The organism is Paenibacillus sp. FSL R5-0810 (genome assembly GCF_038002285.1).
Classification (GTDB): Bacteria; Bacillota; Bacilli; order Paenibacillales; family Paenibacillaceae; genus Paenibacillus_AQ; species Paenibacillus_AQ lactis.
Genome location: NZ_JBBOCF010000001.1, coordinates 476,451 through 501,800, shown reverse-complemented (window position 1 = coordinate 501,800; position 25,350 = coordinate 476,451). Strand labels below are relative to the sequence as shown.

The following is a 25,350-nucleotide window of genomic DNA, read 5'->3' as shown; positions in this document are numbered from 1 at the left end:
TATCACACAGGACCTATTCTTCATGGAGACGTTCCGCTCCTTCTGATCATTAACGTACCTGCGAAGCTTACAATATATAAAAGCGGTCAAAACCTAAAAAAATGTAAATACGACGCCCCGCCAACATGGGTTATGATAAGGGCGAATAAGAAAGGAGGTGGGCCTTCGTCATCGGAGTGATCGAACGTCCATAAGATAAAAGGAGGAAGAGGATGAATGAAGTGGGCAAGGAGGATAACCCCAATTATGATCGTGCTCATGTTACTTTCGACCGGATCGCTGGCTGCAGCAGGAGAACCGTATGCAGCGGAAGATACAGAAGCTTCATCTGGCCCCTTGCGGATTATGAGCTTTAATCTGCGCTATGCGGCCAATGACAGCCAGCCTTGGGAGAAGCGGCGTCCCGTTATGAAGCAACTGATTTTGAACCAGCAGCCGGACATCATCGGGACCCAAGAAGGCCTACACCGACAAATCGTCGATCTTGAGTCTGACCTTCCCGGTTATGACTGGATCGGCGTTGGACGGGAGGGCGGAAGTTTAGGGGAGTATATGGCGATTTTTTATAACAAGGAACGGCTGAAGCCCCTGGAGCAGTCCCACTTCTGGCTGTCGGATACGCCTCAGATCATCAGCTCGGCAAGCTGGGGCAACCAAATTCCGCGCATGGTCACTTGGGTTCGTTTCCAGGACCTGCGCAGCGGCAAAACCTTTTATATGGTGAATACGCATCTCGACCATCAATCGGAGAACTCCCGTCAGAAAAGCGCTGAGCTGATCATGGATAAGCTTGCAGCCTTTGACAAGGACATCCCGGTTGTGATCACCGGGGACTTCAATACGCGGCCGGGCAGCGATACGCATTCGATATTTACCGGCAGCGGACTGATGGACGGCCATCTCAGTGCCAAAAAACGGACCAACGATCACTTGGGAACGTTCCACAATTACAAGGATCCCACCGGTGGAGGCAGCGATAACCGCATCGACTGGATTCTGCACAGCACAGGGTGGAATGTCCTGCACAGCACGATCATCGACGAGCACGAGAACGGCCAGTATCCAAGCGACCACTATCCTGTCATGATCGAAGCCATCCTGCAAAAAGCAAGCAAAACAACCGAGGATACGGTGCCAAAACAGCCCTTGACGACCTCCCTTCACATCACCGAGGTGGTTGCGAACTCGAACGAGCAGGGGAACTACAATTATGTCGAGGTGTTTAATCCGACGGACCGTACCATCGATTTGGAAGGATATCAAATCTATTACTACTACGATCCTGCCCGGCCATTCGATAAATCCAAATCCAATCGCTGGACGATCACGAAGGATCAGTACAGTACGGACACGACCCTGCGCCCAGGTGAAACCAAGGTCATCTGGATTAAGAAACAGCCCTGCTGTTATGAGCTGACGATGCAGGATTTTCTAGAAAATTACGGAATTACCGAAGAGACATTGGACCCGTCGCAGCTGCTGGCCGTCTTCACGCCCGGGAATAATCAAGGTTTGAACGGTACGGCTACGAACGGCCGCGCATTAGGGATTGCGTCCCCGGCAGGCACTCATCAGATTGGGATTATGTACAATAACGGAGGGCTCGATGTCGGAGTCAACGAATCCGTAACCTATCTCGAGCCCGAGCCGCTGTCAAGCCTGATGCAAAAAGGGGCAACGCATCAGATTCCAACACCGGGCACACCGTAATCCCCCGGATGCGCCCTGATCGCAGCAGGCATCAGCCTTTCCCTTATTTAAAAGAAAACATCCCTAGACATTCAATCCCTGCAGGGGAGTTAAGGGAAAGCGGATCCTTAATAAGAGCCTAATAATGACTAAAAAGCAGGCTAACACAAACCTCCCCCTCAGCGGTCGAATCGACCCGCTGCAGGGGGAGATTAGTGTTCCAAGCCATCCTGCCGCCAGCCATTCATTGCATTGTTCAACCCACGTTCAAGGTTTTCATAAAGCCTCGTTTGGCTCCGGCAAATCCGATCGACTCATAAAAGCGATGGGCATCCACCCGCTCGTTGCTGGAAGCCAGGATCATATAATTGCACTGATGCTCTTGGGCAAAACGCTCCAGTTCCTGCATTAACCCTTTCCCAACTCCTTTCCCTTGGGCATCTGGCGAAACGACGACATTTTCAATGAGCAAAAACGGTTTGCAGTTCCCCACAAGATCAATGCACACAATACCCATGGCAGTCCCGACCAGCTCCTCATTCCAATAAGCGCCGGCTACATAATACTCCGGCTTCGCGGATAGTCGTTCAATTTGCTCCTTCATCGCTTCTATATCGGATTCCTTCCCGACAAATTCTGTGAACAATGCGGATAAAACCGCTGCATCTTCTGCCTTTACACGATGATACTGTATCGTCATAGTTACAACCTCATTTCGCGTCAATCTAGTTGTCCTTCGATTCATTACGGGCGTTTAACTGCCCGAAAGATCAAGCTTGGCCACAACCTCCCCCATCGACCACGGCATGATTCCGATTTCCTCGAATCCCGCTTGCGCATAGAGTGCGCTGGCATGCTTGTTATCCGGGTGATAACTCAGCATGATAACATCGGTTCGGTCTGGTTTCGATCGAATATGATCGACAACCTGATGGAGGGCTTGCCTGCCATACCCGCGCCCTTGGTATTTCGCATCGATCATCAATCGATAAATCCAGTAGTTACCGTCATCCTCATCCGGTCCATACATCGTAAATCCAACCATCGTCTCTTCAGCATAAATAGCCATCGCCACAAATCCCTCGAGAAACTGAACCTGTGCGATTGAATAAAGATTAGAGGCAATAAAGCCGGCCTGCTCCGGTTTGGCATTTAGTTGAATACACGCTTCCCAGTTGTTCGCATCCACCGGCCTAAGCTCGATATTCATGGAATCCCCCTTGATATGCGATCATGTGTTTCAGCCGCGATCACGTTCATTTATTCCAATGAAGAAAATCGGCCTTTAAGCACATCATAGCATAAGGGAGCCCTCCAAAGCCGGTATCAAACGGTTTAAAAGATACATTATATCCATTTTCCACCCTTGCGTAGCACATCTTCTATAAACCTCTCATTTAATATATGGAAATCATATTTTCATATATTGAGGTGAAGCCAATGAGTCAAGTCAATGCCGTTCCTCAGCCAGACCTGGTGCTGATCAGCTGGTCAAGAAACCCTCTGGTTCCCGGCTCCGCCCGCCGAATCGTCGCAGCCCGCGTGATCGGCAGCGCTGCCCCATGCCGCAGCGATTTGAGACCGAATGCCCTGCTTCGTACGGCGCTGGCCTGCTTACTGGATAACGATGTAGGATTTAAAATCGTATTCCGCAAGCAAACCTCCCCGATTAGCGGGTACCTGTTGTTACAGCGTGAAAGATAATCACAGAAGGAGCAGCATGATGCTGCTCCTTCCGCTGTTTAAGGCTGCAATCCAATAGACATCCAGGGACGATGCAAAGGAGGTCGTGAGCAACTCCTCCCTACCTCAATAAGTGTATACCCCACCACGCAAAGTCACTATAGGAGGCTCGTCTTGAGGCCCTAGTCGACATCCGCTCATGACAATCTCTGAGTTATTCTTTACGATTCAAATCCTGCAGTTGTTGATTCAGCTGGTCAAGCGAACGCTGCATCCGCTCCATTCGGCGCAGCCCGGAATATTGGTTGCTTATGATGCCTGCCAATCCTACGAACAATAAAATAACAATTAAAGTCATCATTTCGCATTCATATCCTTTCTATCAATCATTTCTATTAAAATACTAAATTTACAACATTATGCAAATTCTACACTTCCATTACTTTACATCATATCATACTTCCTTCCCACATTTGATTCAGATTGCCCAGGAAATATTACATCAAAAAAAGCCTGCAAGTCTCACCCTTCCAGGTGCTTGCAGGCACATTTTCTCCATTGAAATGGGTCTCAGTTATTTCGTTTTGACAACATGGACCGCAATCTTTTCCAGCTGCGATTGACTTAGGGAGTGATCCGGAGAGCTAATCGTGACGAATCGGTCATCCAATTGAAAACCGAGCATGGCGGTATCGTCCGGGGTATACCATTTTGCCTTCGTACCGTTAGATAAAGTGACCGGCTTGCTGTTATAACCGTGCGAATAATCTCTTGGCGAGATATTGACCGTCATGTGCTCGAACACGAGGTTAACTCCATCTCCCGATGCCACTGTTTTACGATAGGCGTCCCCCTCCACCATTTGGACAGGAGCATAAGCTGTTTCAAATCCATCGAATTTTGCGAACGCGTTCCGGATTTCCCGCAGCTGCGTTTCACTGTATTTTACAGATACAAGCTCGTTGGACTGACCTTGGTCCGTCCCGGTTCCGATCACCACTTGCCGGTTCATTGCATCATACCGAACCGGTACGTCCAGCACATCCGCGATCGCCCGCACCGGCAGATAGGTCGTATTTTTATACGTGATTGGCGTCATATTTTTGCTCGTATCATAGACCTTGCCATCCACTTTGATGCCGATGCTATGGTTCAAGTACGCAGTAATTTTCTGCAGATTTGCCCCTGCAAATACGCCAGCAGCTCCACTTAAGGTCATTCCCAATACAGCCAGTGTTATGATCGATTTTTTATGTTTCATTATCTCATCATCCCTTTCTGATGTAAATGTAATCCATATTTTTACATTTTCTTATTTTGGAACGATCATCTAAACTCAACAACCTGTGTCACCAGCAAGCTCTCCTTATCCTCCGTCGTAATTCCAAGTTTCTTTCCGGAGGGGCTCCAGCTGAGTGGGTATACAGGGTGCGCTGCCGGATGAACCGATGAATAGTAGTGGGCCAGCCAAGTCACCTTCCCGGAAGCCGTGTCGAACACATATACGCCATTCATCCCGCTCTCATTCTCGGAATACACATCGAAGGCAAGTTTTGTTGAATCCGCTGACCAAGATACATAAGATATCAAGTTCCCTTTGCCGATCAGGGAGCCTTGCAAGCTGCCGGACGCGTCATAGATCAACAGCTCACTGCCCTCATCCTCGGCGGACTCCGCCGTCGTCGTTACCGCGATATATTCGCCATTCGGGGAGATTTCGAAGCTCCACACATGATCGATCAAATGCACCGGCTCCGTCTGACCAGGTTCAATAACCTTAAGAACATGGTTCATATCCGTATAATAGATCCGCCCCTTGCTTGCACCAAACGAAAAGTAGGATTCAACATGCTCATCCTCAATATGCATGTTCGAATAGGTGCCGTCTGTTGCAATGAGCCGGACATCCCCTCTCCCTTGCATTGAACCGGCAGCCAGCACGTACGTATCCGAATCCAGCCAGCCTCCGATCTCCATGTAATTATCGCCCTTGACCGGTATCAGCTCACCCGTTTGCAAGTTCTTGATGAAATTGTCGGCTGTGTACTTATCCCTCCACTTCTGGACGAAGCTGTATTTTCCATCCGGCGACACCTGCTCTTTGACGAGCTGTGATGCGGGCGGCTGAATCTCCCGCTTCGAAAGCTCGCGGCGTTCACCGGTACGTAAATTCACGGTCGCCGTGGTGTACGCAAATTCCGGCTCCTCCGTTTCGGTAGCCGCCTTCACCATTTCCGTCAATGTAATCCGAACCTCATCCTCCGACAGCCAAGCTTCAATGTTGGCAGCTGATATCCGATGCGTTCCGTCCACTACTAGCTGCTGATCATTAGGCCCTGACGATCCCTCCACGATCGTAAGTTTGCGATCCCCTTGCCTGTCTCCCGAATCGGGTGCGCTTTGCTCTGGAGGTTGACTGCCGCCCGGTTCGACAACGGTCAGCCGTCCCTGCGACTGGCAAGCTGCGATCAACGACATGACGACAAACGTGGCGAGCAGCCTCAAACCAAGTGGTCCTACATGACGCTTCATAAGCTGGTTCCTCCTATGCCCTTTGCCAAGGAGCTCGGCGCTGTCCTCTTAATCCGGCAGCCGCCGTATGTTTCCCTGCCTGAGCTTAAGTATAAAGAACGGATATCTCCAAAACATATCCGGCTTGTAACGAACTTGTAAACATCGCTGATCATCCAGCGGTAACGATCCAATAGAGATAAAAAAAGCCCAGACCTTAATACAAGTCTGAGCTAACTTTCGAGCAAATAATCCGGTGCTGTATCGGGCCGGTGAATCGGAAGGGTAACGGCAAAGGCAGATCCTTCAGGGCCTGAATGCATCAGCTGCACGGTGCCGTGCTGTTTCTCGGCCAGTCTGCGTACAAGCGACAATCCTAACCCCGTCCCGCCGCGGGCTCTCGACCGGTCGCTGCTTACCGTGTAGAACGGATCGAAAATCCTGTCCTTGGCTTCCTCCGGTATGCCGATTCCCGTATCTTTGATCGTAATGACCATTTGCTCCGCGCCTTGCGGGTCCACAGCGCGTTGATTGGCAATCGTTACGGTTCCGCCGGGCTTGTTGTATTTCACCCCGTTATCCAGCAGATTCAACACGATATGCATCAAATTGTCCGGATCTGCCCAAACCGTTCCTTCCGTCAGCGAGGTATGAATGGTCACGCTCAGTTGCTCCGCCTTGGCTTGAAGTCGTTCAGCAGCCTCATGCAGGATGGGCACGATCTGAACGATTTCGGCCTTTGTTTGAAAATCATAAATATCCAGAGACGACAGCTGGAGCGACTTCTCCACCAGGCTGTACAGCCGGCCCGCCTCCTCGCGAATCCGCTCCCTCGCTTCCTCCAATAAATCCGAATCGTCCCGGTACATTTCAAGCAGATCCGCGTATGCGATAATGGAGGTGAGCGGGGTTTTCAGTTCATGGCTGATATTCCCGATAAATTGCTTCTGCTGCTGTTCCAGCTCCTCCAATCTTGCAACGGCCTCAAGCAGCTTCTGCTTCTCCTCCGTCAGCTGACGGACCGAGGAGGAGATTCTGCCGCTCATCTCGTAGATGCCTTGAGCCAGCTCGCCAAGCTCATCCCCCCGCCTTACCGTCGGTTCGTTCAGATACTCTCCTTCGCCGATCTTCTGTGCGGCCCTATTCAGCTTGCCGATGATATGCGCCTGACGCCATACGTACAGATAACCGATGAGGAATCCGGCAATCAATACCGCCGCTCCGGTGACGACAAACAATCTCTGGATCCGATGATAGAATGCATGCTGCTCCGCAAGGGAGGCGTGAAACTGAATGATACCGATCTGCTCGTCCATCAGATAGAGGGGGGCCAAGTATAATAGCTGGTCGCCTTCCGTTATGTAAGCCGACCTTCCTTTCGCCGTATAGGTCAACGCATCCTGAACATCCGCCTTCGGCTGAAACGGCAGCGACGTGCCGGCAAGCGTACCGTCAAGCTTATACAGCGTGACCGCCATCCCGCTTCGGGCGCCGAGATCCACCGCCAGCTGCTGGCCCGACAGCTCCATATAGTCGTCCGGCGACCGGTTGGCGTTCACTAGATAGTCCTGATGCGTCCGTACATTGGCCGCCTCCGCTTCCTGAGCGAATGTATGCTCCAGACGGACGCGCTGGTCCTCCTTTATGCCTGCGAGCACCAGCGAGCTCAGCACGACGAGAATCGAGATGAGGAGCAGGGCAAGCAGAAGCGCCGCCTTCCATTTCAGGCCAATGCGCAGCCGGGCTTGGCTCATGACGGGTTCTCCGTGCTTTTGTAGCCGATCCCGTATACGGTCTGAATGACTTCATGCCAATCACCCAGCTTTTTCCGAAGGCGCTGTACATGAATATCCACCGTTCGCGTTCCGCCCGCAAATCCCATATCCCACACCTGCTCGAGCAAATCTTCTCTGGAAAATACCCGCTCCGGATTTCGCGCCAGCAATGCCAGCAGGTCGAACTCCTTCGGCGTCAGCTCCAGCTGCTTGTCATCGGCCTGAACGGTACGGCTTAACAAGTTAATCGACAGGCCGGCAAGACGGACGAGCTTCTCTTGAGAAGCAGGCGCTTCTGCCGTTTCATGCGCTCGGCTGCGCCGGGACAAGGCTTTAACCCTGGCAATAAGCTCCCGCATATCAAACGGCTTGGTCATGTAATCATCGGCGCCGAGCTCCAGGCCCAGCACTTTATCGACAATGTCATCTTTTACCGTCAACAGCAGGATCGCCGGCCGCTGACGATCGCCAAGCCGCCGGCATACATCATATCCGTTAAGCTTCGGCATCATGACATCAAGCACCATGACATCCGGATCGAACGATTCGACGCGATCGAGCGCCTCCTGACCGTCTCCGGCCGTTTCAACCGTGTGGCCTTCCCTGCGCAATGCATAAGCAATCGCGCTGGCTATACTAAATTCATCATCTACGACAAGTATTTTTGTCATCAGCTTAATGAGCTCCTTTTTACTCGCCTTTCGTTGCTCTATGTATAGCATATTTGAGGGCAGATTTCATCTTTCGAATATTTACGCCACACAGACTAAGCGTCAGAACCTAATACGAATTGAATCACTTCCTGTGCATAGCGTTCAGGCTCCTCAAGTCGCGGAAAATGCCCGCTTCCCTCAAGCACCACCATACGTCCGCCCTTTACCGTCTCCATGTAGGCCTGCTGCTGCGTTTCACAGCAGACGGGATCAAATCTTCCTGCAATCAGCAGCGAGGGCTGGGACAGCTTGAACAGCTCAGGGATCAAGCTGTCCAAGAACTTCCCTTCCGCCTCAAGCTTTGCCGCGTGAACCCGATTCTTCGCCCACATGCTTGCATCCGTAATATGACGATCCATCTTGCTATTGTAATCATCCGGGTCCATTCCGTGAAAATAAATGTTGTCACGCTTCGCGCCTAAGCCTTGTCCGATTCGGCCCCATGCCTGCCACAGCTTAAGCGATGTATGCGAGCAGGCGAGATAGGATCTGCACAGGTCAGCCTCCTCTACATGGTCTAAAGCCCGATACATACCCTGCGCTTTTGCAATTAGACTTCGCATAGATGCACTAGCATCAAAACAAGGTCCTTCAAATATTACTTTGTTTACGGATTGTGGATAATGAACGGCATACCTGAACGCAACGATTGCACCGAAGGAATGTCCGAGAAGCGTCCATTTTGCAATACCTAACTTGACCCTCAGCGCTTCGCAGTCCTTGATTATATCCCCCAAACCGAATCTTTCATCCTCCGATATAGGATCTGATCGCAATACGCCCCGCTGATCCAACGCAACCACCGTCATGTGAGATGATAAGACGCCGGCCTGATGCCAGCAAAAATCAACACAGCTTGCCCCGGGGCCTCCGTGCAAATATAATAATGCCGCATCCTTTGACCCACCAGACAATTCGACATACAGACGGGTTCCGCGTACAGCAATAAGTCCTCTCTCCACACGATCTGGATATCCCCCGTTTTCGGTTGTTGGCATGCTACTCCCCTCCGATATCAAGCTGGCGCACCCACTCCGAATCTTGCCTGGCCCACTCAATGACAGAGCGGATAAAATCATCCTTCCCGTTCGTATAGCTTACCCGGTCATGCTTAAACTGTGCTTCAAGCTCCTTTTTTAAGTTAAAATACTGTTCGCGCGTCGCAGTATCCTTTTTCAAATACTCCCTAAATAAAAGTTGATCAGCCCAGTGCTTCCCTTGATACCGGTAGATATGCAGATGATGCGTCCCTGCCCGCCACAGGCCCCGCCTAAAAAACATACGCTCAGGGAACTCCGGTTTGGGGACATATTCGTAACCGATCTGCTCCAGGCGCCGAATATAGCGCTCATCCACTAGCCCCAGTTCACTAACGCCTGCCATGATATCAATCGTCGGCTTGGCTCCCAATCCTTGAACCGCTGTACTGCCGATATGTTCGATGCGGACCTCAAGACCTGTCATAGCGGACAATATCTTTATTTTTTCTTGCGCAAAAGCATGCCGCCATTCCGGCTCGTAGTCCATGACTACAACCTCTTCCATATTAGTCCTCCTATATTAAAGAGTTGCTTTTTGGTTACCTGTCTACAGGATCGCATTATGATTTACAGTTGCCCTGGATAAAGTCCTTGCTACAAAAATATACCATCTAATACATGCGATCAATATGGCGCTTGATCACCCTTTGGATCCAAAGATAAGGCCGTCTGTTGAAGCTCTCTTTGAGATGCAGAGAAAAAAGTTGATTTTAAAATGACTCTTTGACATCGATGATGGATTCAAATTCACAGATGAGAAAAACGGCAGTATCCGGCTGCCGTTTTCTCTCATTCATAATATAATATTTTCTATATTGGCATATATACTACTAGCTACTCAGGGTAGTAAGTTCTTCATTTAGATAATCTATTACGTAGGTACTCCCTGAGGCGGAACTATCATCATTCGGATAAGCGGTGATGCAAATATCTTCGCCGATTTGTTGAACTGAATGAATCTTTACCCGCAGCGCTTCATCCATTAATTCTAAATCCGAGCCTGCGTACGGCGAGATGGATTTCCGTCCTCCCAACACTTTGGGGGCGATATAAATCATCCATTTGTCAATAAGGTTGGCCCGAAGGAAGGATCCGTTTACTTCGCTGCCTCCTTCTACCAGCAGGTCGGTAACACCTCGCTGATATAACATATCCGATAATGCATGGAGGTCCAGCCCGTAACGGTTCACAGGAACGAACAGAATTTCAATTCCTTTTTGCTGCAGCATGCGCACTCTTTCCGGATCAGCATCCTCCTTCGTGACTACCCATGTCTTTGCTGCTGAACAGTCGGTAACTTTGGCATCCTCAGGCAGTCTCAAATTCGAATCTAAGATGACCCGTATGGGATTCTTCCCGCTTTCTTCTGGCAGTCGGGTCGTAAGGAGGGGATCATCCGCCAAAACCGTATTAATTCCTACTAAAATGGCATCGACTTTGTTTCTTAATTTATGTACCACAAGCTGTGTTTCATCACATGTAACCCATTTAGAATGTCCCGTCGACGTGGCAATTTTCCCGTCAAGCGTCATGGCTACTTGGGAAATAATAAACGGCCGTCGTTTTGACATATTGTGCACGAAACGTTCATTGAGTAATTCGGCTTCCTTCCCCAATACACCCACATCAACTTCTATCCCATGCTCTCTCAATAATTGAATGCCTCTTCCGGCCACCATCGGATTCGGATCCTGCATCGCCACGACAACTCTTGCGACTCCCGAGTTGAGGACGAATTCTATACAAGGAGAGGATTGAGGACTTGGTTCCAGCGTCACATAGAGCGTTGCGTCTTCGGTATATCCTTCAGCCATTTTGAATGCATGCACCTCCGCATGAGGTTCCCCTGCATTTCGATGAACACCTGCACCGACTACTTGTCCATCTTTAACAATTAGTGCGCCAACAACCGGGTTCGGGTTCGTTTTCCCATTGGCCGTACCTGCCAGTTCCAATGCCAGCCTCATAAAATGTTGGTCTGAATTCATACGATTTACACTCCCCGTCATAATAAAGCCGTCTCCACCAAGGAGTTATAGATATGACCTGATTTTTCGATTTTCGTTGCCAAATACCGATTATTGTGCTCGGACACATCTCCCCAAATCGATACATGCTGATCGGTTACAAGTCCTTTTTCCCGCAAAGACTGCAGCTTTCTAGGATTGTTCGTAATCAGGGTGACTGGTTTTTGCCGCAAGCTCTGAAGTACACGTATGGCTTCTTCATAGGAGCGATGGTCATCCTCGAAGCCAAGACCAAGATTGGCCTCTACTGTATCGAACCCTTCCTCTTGCAAAAGATAAGCTAACGATTTAGAGAAAAGACCTATACCGCGACCCTCGTGATTCGCCAAATAAAAGAGAGCCCCGCTGCCGTTTTCCACGATCATGCGCATGGATGTCCGCAGTTGGTAGCCGCAGTCGCATCGTTTACTCCCAAAAATATCTCCCGTATGGCAAATGCTGTGCATCCGTATCAAGGCATGCTCTTCGTTAGCAAAATCACCGTATACCAGCACGGAAGACTGCTGATATGAAGCGAGATCTGCCTGAGATAATGATTCTAGAATATCATTCTTATCCATAAATGAATTGCCTGTATTTAACCAACTGTACCATTTAAATACGACTTCATGATCCTCCAATTGCACAGGGAGCCGAACGGGACCAACAAGGCCGATGTTGGGACATTCCGGCTGTTTAAGAATGGTTAATTTACTGTCTAGCAATTTCCTGACCTGGTCCGAATTCATGAATACAACTCCTTTTTTGTTATGATGGTTACAATCGATGGTTTGTTTTCCTCCCTGAAAACGTTGGCAATTTTGCGTTAGCTATTACTTCTTCAGCCTAAAAAATCCAGCCGCAGAAATGTAATTTTCTAGAAATGGACACAAAAAAACCCCTGTCTGAATAGACGGAGGCTTCCGTCGTATTCGGTAACTGGCTGGCATAGCGGATGCAAGCGATCCACCTTAGCCCCTGTAGCTTTGCGTCGCCACTTTTCAGTGGGTTTGCCATTATCGTACGATGTCATTTCATAAAATTAATCCGCGATTGTTGTCGATCATGGAAAGGCAACACCAAATCAGAAACAATCGAAAGTAATAGCTTTTTGTCGATATGACTACAAATTGAATATAAAATACAACATCATGAATTGCAACCAAAATATAATTCGATCCGAAGGACGATTAAAGATTACCGTTTTCCCGCCCACTTTCTAAACTAGGACTCTGAACCCACACTTCAAATGGTCCGCTTAAGCTTTATTTCAAATGACGGCTTCGTAATGTATTCCATATAAGCGATCGTGCCGGTAAACTCCAACGATTCCGCCAACGGCAACAATATGGGTTGGCATGATCATGGCATTCGCCTCCGCTCGTTATTCTTGCTTATCATCAGCTTTTCGAGGAATAAACCTCATTGTAATTCACGATGGCTCCAGGGGAATGCTCTTCATCTAAAATGCGAAGCAGATGTTCTCCAATCTCGGCAGTAGACAGCAGCTGCCCTGATTCAAAGGCCTGGGAAAATGCACCGGCCAGCTCAAACTGCTTCTCATCCTGTCCTCTGGCCATGCTCTGCATTTCCGTATCCACCATGCCGGGATTGACGGCAATAATCTGAACCGGGTTCTCTCGGCTTGCTTGCTCTGCCCCTACGCACTGCGTGAACATATTCAGCCCGGCTTTTGCGGTACAATATGCGCTCATGGAAGGAGCGGGGTATACCCCCGAACCCGAAGAAATATTCATTATTTTCCGCCGTGCCTTATACCTGTTTGTTTGGTTCAAAAAGCAAGAGGTTAGAATCATCGGCGCAATAAGGGTAATTTGGACATTCTTCGCAATCTCGGCTGCGCCGCATTGTTCAATTTTCCCGAGTGGTTCCAGCATCGAGGCATTATTAATGAGGTAGAGCGTATCGGTATCCGCAAGCTCAATGCTTCTTATGATATTCTCCATCAACTGCTCTAGACCCGAGGGGTCACTCAAGTCATACACATAATGAGTGTAACGCTCATAACGATCCAGTGTGATCGAATGGTTTCTCGCAATTCCGTAGACGGCATGCCCCTGCTGAAGAAGCATCAGTGCAAGCTGTCCTCCGATCCCTCTCGACGTGCCCGTTATAATATAGTGTCTTTGGCTCATCTTTCGCACCTCCATTTTATCTCATCCAACCGCCTTGCATGCTTTTCATCAAACATTTTGCCCTCGCGCTGGATGGAGACCTTCTGATTGGATGAATATTCCACACCATATGGATTTCCAGTTTCAATTGCTATTCTCCTGCCTGTGGCCTTCGTAGATTTCGATGTCGCCCTTAATCTTGGGCACCCTGCGAGATACATTCTTAGCAATTTAGAAGAAACCGCTGTGCTGCGGCTATGGTACGATGGGATCAGTAGAAACCCATTCCCGTAGATTCGAAAGGAGCTGCATCTGATGAATCCCACCATTCAGAGGATATCGCCAAACCTGTGGTTCAACAACGAAGCTGAGGAAGCGGCACGTCATTACGTTTCAATCTTTAACGATTCTAAAATTACAAGAGTTACGCGTCACGGGTCGGAGCAGAACGAACATCACCCGGTAGAAGAAGGCAGCGTCATGACGGTGGAATTCCAGCTGGAGGGCCAGCAATTCGTCGCTTTGAACGGGGGGCCCCAGTTCCATTTTACAGAGGCGATTTCATTTATCGTCCATTGCGAGAGCCAAGAAGAAATCGATTATTATTGGGAGAAGCTTGGGGAAGGCGGAGATGAAAAAGCCCAGGTATGCGGCTGGTTAAAGGACAAATTCGGCGTGTCCTGGCAGGTTGTCCCTGCAAATCTGAGCACGATGATCACCAATCCGGATCGGGCGAAAGCGGAGAGGGTCATGAAGGCGCTGCTGCAGACCAAAACCAAAATTGACCTGCGAGCATTAGAGGAAGCTTATGAAGGGTAAGCGATGAGTAAAGGGTGCCGAGCGGCACCCTTTACTTTTCCAGATCATATTACGGAACGCCTGCAGCTGGCAAACGGCCCATGGCTTGTCATCGATTATAAGTTTCGATTGTGTAGAATCGGTTCCCTTCACTTTGAAAATATTCGCAAACGAGAGCAATCGTTCCGCATCAGCCGCTGTAATCATCTTGTCTCTGTCCTCCCAGCTTAAGGCAATGGGTAATGTTCAAGTGCTGCGGAGATTCTGAGAAACCCAAGCTGATGTAGAAATCCCCGGCCTGCGGCTGATCCGTTCGCAGAACCAGCCAGCTGTAATGATCAGCGGCCGCTTGGATGACTGCTTGCATCAGCATTCTCCCGACCCCCTGTCTCCGAAATTCCGGCAGCACATACATTCTCCGCACCCTGCCGGTGTCCCCGCCCGAATCGGGCGCTTGATTCAGCCCGCAAATGCCGATGATTCGACCTTCGGATCGGCATACGAACAATGCTTCATGATTGCGGTCAAACCGGTTAACACCAGAGATATACTCATCCACGAGCCGGCGGATATGCCTGAAATCTTCCCTGCTGCTTTCGGATACCAGCTCATCTAATTCACCAGGATGGAATCCCTGAACTTGATAGACCTGCATCTGCTTCCCTCCTCTAATCAGCCTTATGTAACCGTCCATGGTTCCGCCCCCTGTTCCATCTTGATCTGCAACGGTGAATCATCCAGAGCACAACAGGTCAATCGCTTGATTTTTGAAAAAACACTCCTCCAATAAACCTGGCGGGCAGCCCACGTTTATTGTAAGGAGTGCTCTTCATTGCTTCCGGTCATAGCCGGATCTTTAGCTCATGAATATTCTTCCGCAGCCATCGCGGCTGCCTTCGTCTCATGCACGGTGCCAAAGGGATGCTCCGGAGGCGCATAGATTACATAGACTTTCAGAGGCTTATTGCCTGTATTTGTTACGTTGTGCCACTTTCCGGCCGGGATCATGATCGCATCATCGTCACGAGCTTTCTTCACAAAGCTCAAGTTGTTCCTCGTATCCCCCATTTGGACAAGCGCTTCGCCCTCTTCGATTCGAATGAATTGGTCCGTCTTTGGATGGACCTCAAGACCAATGTCACTGCCAACATCTATACTCATCAAGGTGACTTGAAAATATTTCCCCGTCCATATCGCTGTACGAAACGTGTCATTTTGTTTTGTAATTTTTTCAATATCGACAACGAAGGGTTTCATGCCCTGATCCGTCAATACCTCCTCGTGCATAGCCCCAAACCGTTCCGCATACTCGATCTCACTGGTGGCAGCGTGCACAAACACCTCTTGAATAGCAGGGTTACGATAGGATGATCCCTGCTCCTGGTATGTTTTATACCCCTCGATTCCCGACTCGTACGCCATGTTCAACCCTTCTAAATAATGACCAAACGCAGCGTGATTAACGATCTCGCCATCAGGCTGATTGCCGGTAAGCGCAACATAAAGATTCATAAATTGATTTAGCTGCCTGTTTCTGTGCTGTAAAGCCTGAGCAATCTGCCTCTTATGGTTGGGAGTCGGCGCTGCTTCTGCCAATTTCGTATACAGGTCAATCACGGCGCGCTCTCTTCGTACACTCGAAAGAATTGCCTCCGATATTTGATAGAGCTGATCGGATTCGATTTTATTCATAATGTGATTAATTCATTCCTCTCCGCGGGTGTTCATAAACCCATCGTATGCCTAGTTTTTGCAAATGTTCCTTGAATTTCAGGTTCCGACGGGCATGCCATCCATTAAACGGTTGAAATTTGTATTTTCATACAGAATGTTTGTAAAATTTCGCATAGTCATGTACTATAGGCTTGATTGCCAAAAAGAGAAAACAAAGGAGGTCTTCAATGGACGACATGATGTTTGAGGTTGGAACCGCTTTAATTTTGGTTGCCATCGCCTCCGTTATTGCCGGAAAGCTTAAATTTTCCATCATCCCCTTCTTGATTGTTCTCGGTATGCTGGTGGGTCCGCATGCGCCGACCATCGGTATCCTCGACTTCAAGTTTATTGACAGTCAAGGCGTTATTGATTTTTTAGGACAAATCGGTATTTTATTTCTATTATTCTATCTGGGACTTGAATTCTCGGTTCAGAAATTAGTGAAATCTGGGCGAAACATTGTGACTGGAGGAACAATCTATGTCACGTTAAATTTCGTGCTGGGGCTTGCTTACGGTTTTTTGGTCCAAATGCCGCTTTATGAAACGCTGATCATCGCAGGGATGCTCTCCGTTTCTTCCACGGCGATCGTCGCCAAAGTACTGGTTGATTTGCGCAGGACCGGTAACGCGGAGACGGAGCTCATCCTCGGCATGATTTTATTTGACGATATTTTCCTCGCTGTGTTCTTGTCGGTCATGTCCGGCTTATTGCTCGGGGGAACGGCTTCGATCGGAGCCACCATCTTGTCCGTTGGCATCTCCATCGGATATATGCTGCTGTTCTTCGTGATCGCAAGGAAAGGACCGCCTATCCTAAACAAATTGCTGCGTATTACATCGAATGAAATTTTTATCATTGTTGTTTTCTCGACCATGATCTTTATCGCAGGCTTCTCGGAAAAGCTTCACGTTGCAGAGGCAATCGGCGCGCTGCTATTCGGGCTTGCGTTATCGGAAACGGAGCACAGTGAACGGATTGAACAGCTCGTCGTTCCGTTCCGCGATTTTTTTGGAGCGATATTTTTCTTCAGCTTCGGGCTCAGTATTGATCCGTTATCATTAGGCAATGCGTTCTGGCTTGCAATCGGCGCCGTGATTCTAACGATTATCGGCAACCTGATTGCCGGAATGATCGCCGGGCGGAAGGCGGGACTGTCGCATAAATCTTCGCTTAACATTGGACTCACCATCATGGCGCGCGGCGAATTCACGATCATCGTAGCCAATTTGGGTGTGGCCGGCGGATTATCTGCCTTGATCAAGCCATTTTCCGCACTATATGTTCTCGTTCTCGCTATTTTGGGACCGCTCTTGACAAAAGAATCGAAGCGGATCTACCGCGGCGTAAACCGGATATTCAAATGGAGCGAGCCGGTGGAGAAAGGGAAGAAAAAGCATTCCAGCGTGAGCGAGGTCAGCGAGGTCAGTGAAGACTCGAAAATCAAACTGGATCAATAAACATGGAAGGAGGAACTCCATATGAGTTTCATTCGTGAGTCCGAACTGCCGGGCATCGGGAAAAAGTTTCTCATTCAGACCCGATCAGGAGATAAATTGGCTGTCATTATCCATAACGACGGCCGAAGAGAGATGTATCATTTTGAGGACGATGATCCTGAAGAAACCCTCTCCCAGATTTCTTTGGACGATGACGAAGCAAGACAAATCGCTGCGATCGTCGGGGGGATGGTTTACAAGCCGAAAGAGCTTGAGACCATTGAAGTGTCGCTTCAAGACCTGATCATCGAGTGGATCCGCGTAGAACCGCATTATCAAGGAGCGGACAAATCGATTGAGGAGCTCGAAATTCGTAAAAGGACGGGGGCCAGCATCCTTGCGATCGTCAATCGCCATCAGCAAAAAATAAACCCCGGGCCGGAGCACGTCCTTTCCGTCGGTTCCACGCTCGTACTGGCTGGAGAAAGACAGCAAATCCGGCAGTTCAAAGAGCTTCTGATGGGCAAACGAACCGGCGAGCCCGATCAAGTATAACATCTGTACTCATTCTATATGATCATGTAAAAGGAATCTTCCTTAATCTAAAAAGCACCCTTCGGATGGACACCGGGTAATCCCAGTCGTGCATCACGTAAGGGTGCTTTTTAAAATTGCGGGCTTCAATCCAAACTTGCTTTTCCCCTGCATCAGGCAGGCTATTGTCCCCGCGCTGTAGGCCCTGATCTTGATCAGCTAAGCTCAGCTCCAATGCCCTGAGCCTCAAGCAAAGGTGCAGCTCCGCCTGCCGCCTGCAATCATATTATGCATGTGCCTATATCAGCTTTTTGACGATAATATCCACGATCATGAATACCAGTGCGGCGCCGACACCAAACGTCCAATACAGCAAATGCTCCGATTGACCGAAGTTTACGGAGGCATCGGAAAAGATCAGCATCGAGACGAGCAGGCCGAGTACGCCATACAGCGCCACCGTTATCAACGCCTGAACGATGGCCTTCCGGGGTCGTATCCGTTGCAGAATTAGCTCGATACCAATCGAAATCGGGACCCCAATGAGCAGCATAATCATTACGCTGTAGATGCCGACGACAACAATATAAAAGGTAAATCCGTAATGTAGGTTCATCATGACAAGCGCCATCACGGATGTAAAGATAAAGGACGCAGCGATCCCCGAAATGCATTTTTTGATCAGCATACTCAGCATTCTATCGCTCCATTCCTTCATGAATATCGGCCTATCCTTCAATTGGCTTCATTTGCAGCCAGGTTACCGGCTTCCATCGCTCCGTAAATCGTGAGCGCCTTCTCCATCTTCTGAATGTATCCTGCCGAGCCGCCGGAGCACAGCAGCTTCACATCGTTCCGTCCGCTGCTGCCAAGCAGGCCGCGTTCTCTCAGCACCTCGACTAGTCGTTTGACGGTCCCCATGCTGCCGTCGATGATCCGAATGTGCTTCGGCAGCAAATCGCACAAGATGTTCCTGTAAAAAGGATAATGCGTGCAGCCCAGCACGACGGTCCCATATTGCGACAGGTCGAACCCTTCCAGCTTGCTCCTGAAATACGCCTTCATGACTTCCGGGTCAAAGTTCAGGGCCTCGCAGTGCTGGACGAGCTCAGGGAGCGGCAGGGAATCCACGATATGCCTGTCGTCCACGCGATGCACGAGCTCCCGGTATTTGGCTTCCTTCAATGTAAGCGGCGTCGCCAGGACTAGGATTCTTTTCCCGGTGTCCCGGTTGATTTGTACGGCCGGTTTGACGGCAGGCTCCATGCCGATAATCGGAATGTCGTATTTCTTTCTCAGATCTGAAACGGCGAGGCTCGTCGCGGTATTGCACGCAATAACGATTGCTTTGACCTCTTCTTCCATGATGGTTTCGATGGAATGCTGTATATAGGTCTTCACGTCTTCCGCCGCCTTCGAGCCGTACGGTACATGAAGCGTGTCGGCATAGAACAAAAAATCCTCCTGCGGCAGTCTCTTCATGGCCGTCGATAATACGGTCAATCCGCCCAGCCCCGAGTCAAAAAAAGCAATTCTCATGATTTTCACCTTCGGTATGTTCGTTGTGTTCGTATCGCCACCTGGTCGAATACGTTCTTAAGTAAACCATATTCGCGGGCGGTTTGAAAAGCCAATTGGCCCAGGTCCGAGCGGAAAAGTAGCCATACTCCAAAAAAATCTTCTTCCCTCGAAGCCCGTTGACAGCTCATCTATGCGAATGAAGACATGAACAATCCTTGTTATGTGAACGCTCTGACATCGTGGTCTCCCGACCTTTGTTGCCACATTTACAGAACCATCTTTTCGATCAGACCGCCGCTCTGGAATACAGCAGGGCACCGCCGGAGCCGAGGATCACGAAATGTTTGCCGGATGGGGAAAATCCGCACCTCACGTTTCCGTCCAATCGGTTCAGATCCAACATGACGGTGTCCTTCAAGTACTCGTAACCCTGCCTGAAGACGTTGTCCAATACGACGGAGGACCTCGGCCACCATGGATAGATGACCTCCAGCATCCATCCGTCATTCGTAAGCCGAATGCCGTCCCCGGATTCGAATCCGAATATCGTGATCAGCTGCTCATCATGCGGAATGCGGAAGGTCAATCCATCCGGCCCCATTCCTTCCTCCGTCGCATTCTCATCCCGGTTTCGATGAAGCAGCTGCCCTGTTCCTGGCTGCGTTACGCTGTAACCCGAGCTGCTGATCAGGACGAGATTTTCTTCCTGATCCCAGCCGCAGGCCGTACTGCCTGCAGCAGGAACGACGATCTCGGCTGCCCATGGGTGCGGAGGCTTTGCAGGCTCCATGGCTTGCGCGCGCTGAAGCAGCTGAAGCTCATAAGGCGTGCGGATTTCTTTCTGAGGACTTCTTCCAAATTTCATGCATGATTCTCCTTCATTCGGTATGATAGGCACCTTTCCCTCATTCCCTCAATATAGTGTAAAAGGGAAGGACGGGATGAAGTATGGAACTGAACTCGGCGCAAGCGCAGCGGGCGATTTTTCTGGCGGCCGTCTGCAGTCAGACGTATGCGCAATTTTCGAATCCGGACGGATCGTTTGTGCTTCCGGCGAATTACTCGCTCTACGATACCATTGAAGCCAGATCCTTACTTAGCGTATGGGAACGGTTCGGGTTTATTCTTGAGTCGGACGAAGAGATCGTCATTGCCTTCCGGGGAACCAGCTCGACAAGCAACTGGATCGCTGACGCGATCGCCTCCCAAAAACGGTTCAGCTATATCAAGGACGACGTCCTCGCCCACCGCGGGTTCACGGGTATCTATTCTTCCGCCCGCAAGCAACTTACGGCTGCGCTTCGGCGGTTGGATCCTGACAAGCCCTTGTTCCTGACCGGGCACAGCCTGGGTGCAGCCCTTGCAACGTTATGCGCAATAGACGTCGCCGCGAATACGGAACGCGCTCCCTTCCTGTTTACGTTCGGGTCGCCGCGCGTTGGGGATCACGCTTTTTCGAAAGCCTTTGCCCAATATGTGCCGAACAGCTACCGGATCGCCAATCTGCTCGATGTGGTAGCCCATGCCCCGCCTCCTGTCTACAAGCTTCCGAAACGGAACAAAACCTATGACTACAGCCATGTTCCCTCCCCCTGCGCGCTTAACTTTCAGAACGGCTCCGTATCCGCCAATCATATCATCGGGAATTATTATGCCGAGCTTGCCAAACGGGAGCCTGAATTTGCCGGGTTATTGTCTGAGACGAATCCCGGCTTCTGCCCGGGTACGGAATTCATGATCCCTCAAATAGCGGGGAACTAGTACGCTGCATCACGGTATCCGGCCATAGTGGGGCATCAATTCTCCCTAAATTTGCATTATGGTCGCTTCCGGTTCAGGGGAGTGATTCCTCGGATGGCGTCAGCATCGGAAACAGCCGCTTGATTTCATCCGCGCTCGGCCTCCTGCTATAATCCGCTACCTCAAACGGCTCTGCATATTGGATCTTCGCGGCGTGCTTCTCACCGTACCCCTCCACAATCGCAGGCATCATCTCATCCGACACGCGCAGGAAGGTTTCCCAATGCTTCAAAATAAATTGACGCTTCTCCTCCCAGCGCTCCGGAACATCCTGCAAGAAGCCTCCTTGCCATGGCGCAAATTCATAAAACTGGGAGGCATGCGCGTCACACGCCAGCAGCTTACGCTCCATGACATCCCCGGCGTCGATAACGATATCCGGCTTGTACGAACGCCTTGCCGCATAATCCGGCATGAGCAGATATAGGGGCGACTTCGTCAGCGCCGGAACCTCCGGAACGGCGTTAGGCACATTGGCAACGAAATCCGCTGCATCCCGCACCGCCCTGCCCGCATTCCGATTGTCCGCATGGCCGGGACCTTCCGGATGGAAGGTGATGACGATATCCGCCTGCCACCCCCGGATCAGTCGGATCACTTCTTTGCGCACCTCTACGGTCGGCATCAGCTCCCCGTCCGGGATGGGAAGCACGGTATATTCCTGAACACCGAGATGTCTGGCCGCTTCCTTTGCTTCTGCAACCCGGCGATCGATGAGCGCCTGCCCGCTCATTTCGTGATGACCGCAGCGGCCGTCGGTTAGCGTCACGAATTTCACCCGATGCCCTCGATCCGCGAAAGAAGCCGCAAGCGCTCCGGCATAAATTTCAGGCTCGTCGGGATGGGCTGCAATGACGATGACTTGAATGGGATGAGACATATTTCTGGTTCGCTCCTTCTGCTTCAGCGTATTGTTCAGCGGATCTTTTGGATTATAAACACAAGGCTACTTCGATCTTCTCATAAGAGGGTGATTCTCATTCAACTCCAGCAAGTCCCACAGGTTTCCGTAGAGATCCTTGAACACGGCCACCATTCCATAAGGCTGCTCTTTAGGCGGCCGGACAAACTCGATTCCCCGCTGAACCATCTCCTCGTAATCCCGCCAAAAATCATCGGTATTCAGAAACAGAAACACCCTTCCTCCGGCTTGATTGCCGATAAAAGGCTCTTGCTCCGGCTTGGATGCCCTGGCAAGCAAAATGGTCGTACCGACCGATCCCGGCGGAGCAACAACGACCCAGCGCTTATCCTGCTCCGGCTGGTATGTGTCCTCGAGCAATGTGAAATTCAGCTTACGGGTATAGAACTCAATAGCTTCGTCGTAATCTTTTACAACAAGCGCGATATGTACGATGGATTGGATCATATTCAGGGGCCCCCGTTCGTTTTTTAATGAAATTTTTTATACATAGTCTTTGTAGCTGCAATGCTCGGCCTGCAACATCTTGGGCCAAACGTTTACGATTGAACCACAAGGTTTCGCTCCATTAGTCTTCATGCCTTGTTCAAACGGGTTGGGGATATGTCTTCAATCGCTGCCGGAACACGTTACCGTAATACTCTATGGTTTTGGGATAAGCGGTGTTGTCGATCAGCTTTTGCAAAAAATATTGCCCTTCTTCATAGTGAATAAAGGTATCGCTGCGGTCATACAGCTGTCTAACCAGCTGCCGAACGACTGCAACCTTCTCCTTCGTGCAGCCGAATCCGATGCGAATCAGATCCAGCTGATCGACGGGATCCCTGTACGTGTCCAGCACGACAAAATGATCACCATGACTACGGGAGGCATACATTAAGACGTCGCCGGAATGAACCGGCGCATCAAGGTATCGCTCGTAAATCGTGGTGACCGGAATATCGATATCCAGCGCTTTTCTAAGGTCCATGAAGACGGGATCCTCCACATATTCGTCGCTGTCATCGTCGATGTAGGTAACCAGCTCGGTTATCGGGATCGCCATTAAAAATTGGTAGGTTTGCATGCGATTCTTCACCTCGTTGAATCGGGTCGTTTTCATCTGGAGCATGAACCAGGCCCGACATCTGTTCTTATGCTCGGCGCTCTAAGCTTCGCCGCTGCTCCTCAATGTAGTTATACACTTTGCGTATTTCCGACTCGTAATGCTGGTCAATCTCGAAATACGGGACATCATATTGGGCACATTGCTGCCTGAAACGCTGATGTTCACTGATATGCTGGGACACCGTACGGTCTTCCGGATAAGCACGTGTCTCAACCACATTGCGATGCGTAATAATCTTGGAATCGAAGTTATCTTCGATATAACGTTCCGAGAAACCCAGAAACACCGGTATGACATGCTCAGCATATGTCTCCTCCAACTCCTTCACATGCCGCGGCAGTACATAACAGCCTTCAAGGATCAGGTGCTGCCGATTTTCGATGGCCGTCATGATCATCCCTTTCACGATGGGCCATAGTTTGCTGCCGATCTGCTCCGTGCTGTCGAGCGGTGTAAATCCGCAGTCCGGATTCCCCCGATATAACCCCATTTTCAAATGATCGATTGATACATAAGGAATATAGTACGTCTCAAGCAAGGTTTGGGCCATCAGCGTTTTTCCGGTACAGCTGCTGCCAATGATCAGGATGATCATGTTATCGTTCCTTTCCGCTTATCCTAGTAAATCAACCGTTCGTATGACTGACCTGGATCGGATCAAGAGGCTTCCACTGTTTTCAAAATTCAAAATATTCCCTGTTCATTATACCACTCTATCAACGGACGAGCGGCTCTCTATTCGAAATTAAAATCGTCTTTAAGGCTTCTTAGCTTGTGATCCCGGTTTCGAAGTGTTATTTTTATTAGGATAACATTTGGTTATGAATGAAATGAGAGAGCAGGAGCGTTTATGTCAAGAAAAGTATCGATCCGGGTCCTCGCGGAGGAGCTCGGCTTATCCAAATATGCGGTTTCCCGGGCGCTAAGCGGAAAGTCCGGAGTCAGCGAAGCTACGCGGCAGCGCGTAATGGAACTGGCTAAAACGCTGGGATATCAGCACCGGCAGCAAGCTCCGGCCTTGCAGACCGGGGAACGGGAACAAGCATCGTCCGCCCCGTACATCCTCGTGTGCATGAGTCATGCCCATTCCGCCAACGCCGTTTATTGGCAGCGGGTCTTGAACGGATTGCTGCGCACCTGCGACGTGCTGGGATATCCGACGATCATCGTGTCCCCCGAGCCGGAACCGGCCCGGGCCGACCAATCGCCGCAGCAAGCGATCGCTCCCCATCTCGATTGGTCCCGGTGCGGCGGCATCGTGGTGATGGGCAACCTTCCCGAGGCGGTTCTCAGCCTCATCGCCCGCGCGGAGCGTCCGTACGTGCTTGTTGATCATACAGATGACCTGACCTCCTGCGATAAAGTGAACAACGATAATATCGAAGCCGGAGCGGCTATCACAAGGCATCTGCTCTCCCTGAAATGCAGGCATATCGCCATGATCACGGATGAGGCCTGGTCGCCCAGCTTCGAGGATCGCCTTACGGGTGCCAGGATAACGATAAGCCGCCAGCCCGAAGGGGCGGTCAAGCTTACCGAATGGAGAATCCGTTACGGAGCTCCCTGGGAGCAGTCATTATATGAACGGATGCTGGAGCTTGGGCCGGCATCGCGCCCTGACGCGTGGATCGGCGCTAATGACGATATTGCGATCCGCTGGATGCGCAAGCTTCAATCGGAAGGCCATGCCATTCCAGCGTTTACACGGATCGCCGGCATCGATAACGTGGAAGCCGCAACCCTTGTCACGCCTTCGTTGACTACCGTCAATCTGTGCAAGGAGGAGCTGGGACAGCGGGCAGTCGAAGCGCTGATACGCCGCATGGAGCGTCCCGGCGCTCCTACGGAGACGATCCATCTATCGACCCGGCTAATTGTCCGGGACAGCGCCTGAATGTTCTTGAGTAATGTAAAGGTGCCCGTCATCCCATGACGGTTGGGCAGTCCTAACATATGCTTC

28 protein-coding genes and 1 riboswitch are annotated in these 25,350 nt (G+C 50.3%); of the genes, 7 read left to right on the top strand and 21 right to left on the bottom strand.

All coding sequences use genetic code 11. The features are described from left to right. Window positions 1-246 precede the first annotated feature (246 nt). Complete coding sequence (locus MKX76_RS02275) at window positions 247-1,710, top strand: endonuclease/exonuclease/phosphatase family protein (protein WP_341032896.1); 1,464 nt, start codon at window positions 247-249, stop codon at window positions 1,708-1,710. A gap of 235 nt (window positions 1,711-1,945) precedes the next feature. Here the strand turns inward: MKX76_RS02275 and MKX76_RS02270 are convergent, their stop codons facing one another. Continuing rightward, the gene (locus MKX76_RS02270; RefSeq protein WP_251537421.1) at window positions 1,946-2,389 is read right to left on the bottom strand and encodes a GNAT family N-acetyltransferase; all 444 of its coding nucleotides are present in this window, start codon (window positions 2,387-2,389) and stop codon (window positions 1,946-1,948) included. A gap of 54 nt (window positions 2,390-2,443) precedes the next feature. Next, the gene (locus MKX76_RS02265) at window positions 2,444-2,899 is read right to left on the bottom strand and encodes a GNAT family N-acetyltransferase (RefSeq protein ID WP_341032895.1); all 456 of its coding nucleotides are present in this window, start codon (window positions 2,897-2,899) and stop codon (window positions 2,444-2,446) included. Between the two features lie 230 nt (window positions 2,900-3,129). Between MKX76_RS02265 and MKX76_RS02260 the strand changes: the two genes are divergently transcribed. Next, window positions 3,130-3,393: a hypothetical protein gene (locus MKX76_RS02260; protein WP_007127941.1), complete on the top strand. Its 264-nt coding sequence runs from the start codon at window positions 3,130-3,132 to the stop codon at window positions 3,391-3,393. 193 nt (window positions 3,394-3,586) lie between these two features. Here the strand turns inward: MKX76_RS02260 and MKX76_RS02255 are convergent, their stop codons facing one another. The 10 genes from MKX76_RS02255 to MKX76_RS02210 all read right to left on the bottom strand — a co-directional run bounded on the left by MKX76_RS02255 (window position 3,587) and on the right by MKX76_RS02210 (window position 13,573). Continuing rightward, on the bottom strand, window positions 3,587-3,733 hold the full coding sequence (locus tag MKX76_RS02255) for a hypothetical protein (protein ID WP_007127940.1): 147 nt from the start codon (window positions 3,731-3,733) through the stop codon (window positions 3,587-3,589). Between the two features lie 213 nt (window positions 3,734-3,946). Continuing rightward, entirely contained in the window at window positions 3,947-4,633 is a 687-nt protein-coding gene (locus MKX76_RS02250) for a stalk domain-containing protein (RefSeq protein WP_341032894.1), read from the bottom strand. Window positions 4,634-4,698: 65 nt separating this feature from the next. Then, entirely contained in the window at window positions 4,699-5,904 is a 1,206-nt protein-coding gene (locus tag MKX76_RS02245) for a WD40 repeat domain-containing protein (RefSeq protein WP_341032893.1), read from the bottom strand. A 212-nt stretch (window positions 5,905-6,116) separates the two neighbouring features. After that, window positions 6,117-7,637: a sensor histidine kinase gene (locus tag MKX76_RS02240; protein WP_341032892.1), complete on the bottom strand. Its 1,521-nt coding sequence runs from the start codon at window positions 7,635-7,637 to the stop codon at window positions 6,117-6,119. Further along, window positions 7,634-8,329, bottom strand: coding sequence for a response regulator transcription factor (locus MKX76_RS02235; protein ID WP_007127936.1), 696 nt, complete (start codon window positions 8,327-8,329; stop codon window positions 7,634-7,636). Before MKX76_RS02235 ends, MKX76_RS02240 begins: the two co-directional genes overlap by 4 nt. Before the next feature lie 95 nt (window positions 8,330-8,424). Further along, window positions 8,425-9,369 carry an alpha/beta fold hydrolase gene (locus tag MKX76_RS02230; RefSeq protein ID WP_341032891.1) on the bottom strand — a complete coding sequence of 315 codons (945 nt, stop codon included), beginning with the start codon at window positions 9,367-9,369 and terminating at the stop codon, window positions 8,425-8,427. 1 nt (window position 9,370) lies between these two features. After that, on the bottom strand, window positions 9,371-9,916 hold the full coding sequence (locus MKX76_RS02225) for a GrpB family protein (protein ID WP_341032890.1): 546 nt from the start codon (window positions 9,914-9,916) through the stop codon (window positions 9,371-9,373). 325 nt (window positions 9,917-10,241) lie between these two features. Then, window positions 10,242-11,399, bottom strand: coding sequence for a bifunctional diaminohydroxyphosphoribosylaminopyrimidine deaminase/5-amino-6-(5-phosphoribosylamino)uracil reductase RibD (gene ribD, locus MKX76_RS02220; RefSeq protein ID WP_341032888.1), 1,158 nt, complete (start codon window positions 11,397-11,399; stop codon window positions 10,242-10,244). 17 nt (window positions 11,400-11,416) lie between these two features. Then, complete coding sequence (locus MKX76_RS02215) at window positions 11,417-12,166, bottom strand: GTP cyclohydrolase II (RefSeq protein ID WP_341032887.1); 750 nt, start codon at window positions 12,164-12,166, stop codon at window positions 11,417-11,419. A gap of 182 nt (window positions 12,167-12,348) precedes the next feature. Next, a riboswitch (cyclic di-GMP riboswitch) is annotated at window positions 12,349-12,442 on the bottom strand. 375 nt (window positions 12,443-12,817) lie between these two features. After that, window positions 12,818-13,573 (bottom strand): SDR family NAD(P)-dependent oxidoreductase, encoded by a 756-nt coding sequence (locus tag MKX76_RS02210; RefSeq protein WP_007127933.1) that lies wholly within the window; start codon window positions 13,571-13,573, stop codon window positions 12,818-12,820. Between the two features lie 294 nt (window positions 13,574-13,867). Here MKX76_RS02210 and MKX76_RS02205 point away from each other — a divergent pair, with 294 nt between their 5' ends. Beyond that, window positions 13,868-14,371: a VOC family protein gene (locus MKX76_RS02205; RefSeq protein ID WP_144870207.1), complete on the top strand. Its 504-nt coding sequence runs from the start codon at window positions 13,868-13,870 to the stop codon at window positions 14,369-14,371. A 169-nt stretch (window positions 14,372-14,540) separates the two neighbouring features. Here the strand turns inward: MKX76_RS02205 and MKX76_RS02200 are convergent, their stop codons facing one another. After that, window positions 14,541-15,005, bottom strand: coding sequence for a GNAT family N-acetyltransferase (locus MKX76_RS02200; RefSeq protein WP_341032886.1), 465 nt, complete (start codon window positions 15,003-15,005; stop codon window positions 14,541-14,543). 206 nt (window positions 15,006-15,211) lie between these two features. Then, on the bottom strand, window positions 15,212-16,042 hold the full coding sequence (locus MKX76_RS02195) for a cupin domain-containing protein (protein WP_007127930.1): 831 nt from the start codon (window positions 16,040-16,042) through the stop codon (window positions 15,212-15,214). Window positions 16,043-16,251: 209 nt separating this feature from the next. On the opposite strand from MKX76_RS02195, the gene MKX76_RS02190 reads away from it, so the two are divergent. Then, window positions 16,252-17,526, top strand: coding sequence for a cation:proton antiporter (locus tag MKX76_RS02190; protein ID WP_028404659.1), 1,275 nt, complete (start codon window positions 16,252-16,254; stop codon window positions 17,524-17,526). Window positions 17,527-17,547: 21 nt separating this feature from the next. Beyond that, window positions 17,548-18,060, top strand: a complete 513-nt coding sequence (locus MKX76_RS02185) for a cation:proton antiporter regulatory subunit (RefSeq protein ID WP_341032884.1) — start codon at window positions 17,548-17,550, stop codon at window positions 18,058-18,060. Window positions 18,061-18,337: 277 nt separating this feature from the next. On the opposite strand, the gene MKX76_RS02180 is transcribed toward MKX76_RS02185, so the two are convergent. The 3 genes from MKX76_RS02180 to MKX76_RS02170 form a co-directional block, all read right to left on the bottom strand. After that, the gene (locus MKX76_RS02180) at window positions 18,338-18,736 is read right to left on the bottom strand and encodes a hypothetical protein (protein ID WP_341032882.1); all 399 of its coding nucleotides are present in this window, start codon (window positions 18,734-18,736) and stop codon (window positions 18,338-18,340) included. Window positions 18,737-18,774: 38 nt separating this feature from the next. Further along, window positions 18,775-19,578 (bottom strand): glutamate racemase, encoded by an 804-nt coding sequence (gene murI, locus MKX76_RS02175; protein ID WP_341032881.1) that lies wholly within the window; start codon window positions 19,576-19,578, stop codon window positions 18,775-18,777. Window positions 19,579-19,846: 268 nt separating this feature from the next. Continuing rightward, a complete protein-coding gene (locus tag MKX76_RS02170) occupies window positions 19,847-20,425 on the bottom strand; it encodes a hypothetical protein (RefSeq protein WP_007127924.1) in 579 nt (192 codons plus the stop codon). An 83-nt stretch (window positions 20,426-20,508) separates the two neighbouring features. Here MKX76_RS02170 and MKX76_RS02165 point away from each other — a divergent pair, with 83 nt between their 5' ends. After that, on the top strand, window positions 20,509-21,321 hold the full coding sequence (locus tag MKX76_RS02165; protein WP_210094760.1) for a lipase family protein: 813 nt from the start codon (window positions 20,509-20,511) through the stop codon (window positions 21,319-21,321). 73 nt (window positions 21,322-21,394) lie between these two features. Here the strand turns inward: MKX76_RS02165 and MKX76_RS02160 are convergent, their stop codons facing one another. From MKX76_RS02160 to MKX76_RS02145, 4 genes are all read right to left on the bottom strand, one after another. Beyond that, entirely contained in the window at window positions 21,395-22,240 is an 846-nt protein-coding gene (locus tag MKX76_RS02160; protein WP_341032879.1) for a PIG-L deacetylase family protein, read from the bottom strand. A gap of 66 nt (window positions 22,241-22,306) precedes the next feature. After that, window positions 22,307-22,729, bottom strand: coding sequence for a VOC family protein (locus MKX76_RS02155; RefSeq protein WP_341032877.1), 423 nt, complete (start codon window positions 22,727-22,729; stop codon window positions 22,307-22,309). A 139-nt stretch (window positions 22,730-22,868) separates the two neighbouring features. After that, window positions 22,869-23,348 (bottom strand): hypothetical protein, encoded by a 480-nt coding sequence (locus tag MKX76_RS02150; protein WP_034272811.1) that lies wholly within the window; start codon window positions 23,346-23,348, stop codon window positions 22,869-22,871. 67 nt (window positions 23,349-23,415) lie between these two features. Next, window positions 23,416-23,985: a 2-phosphoglycerate kinase gene (locus MKX76_RS02145; protein ID WP_341032876.1), complete on the bottom strand. Its 570-nt coding sequence runs from the start codon at window positions 23,983-23,985 to the stop codon at window positions 23,416-23,418. A gap of 255 nt (window positions 23,986-24,240) precedes the next feature. Between MKX76_RS02145 and MKX76_RS02140 the strand changes: the two genes are divergently transcribed. Beyond that, complete coding sequence (locus MKX76_RS02140) at window positions 24,241-25,284, top strand: LacI family DNA-binding transcriptional regulator (protein WP_341032875.1); 1,044 nt, start codon at window positions 24,241-24,243, stop codon at window positions 25,282-25,284. The last annotated feature ends 66 nt before the right edge of the window (window positions 25,285-25,350 follow it).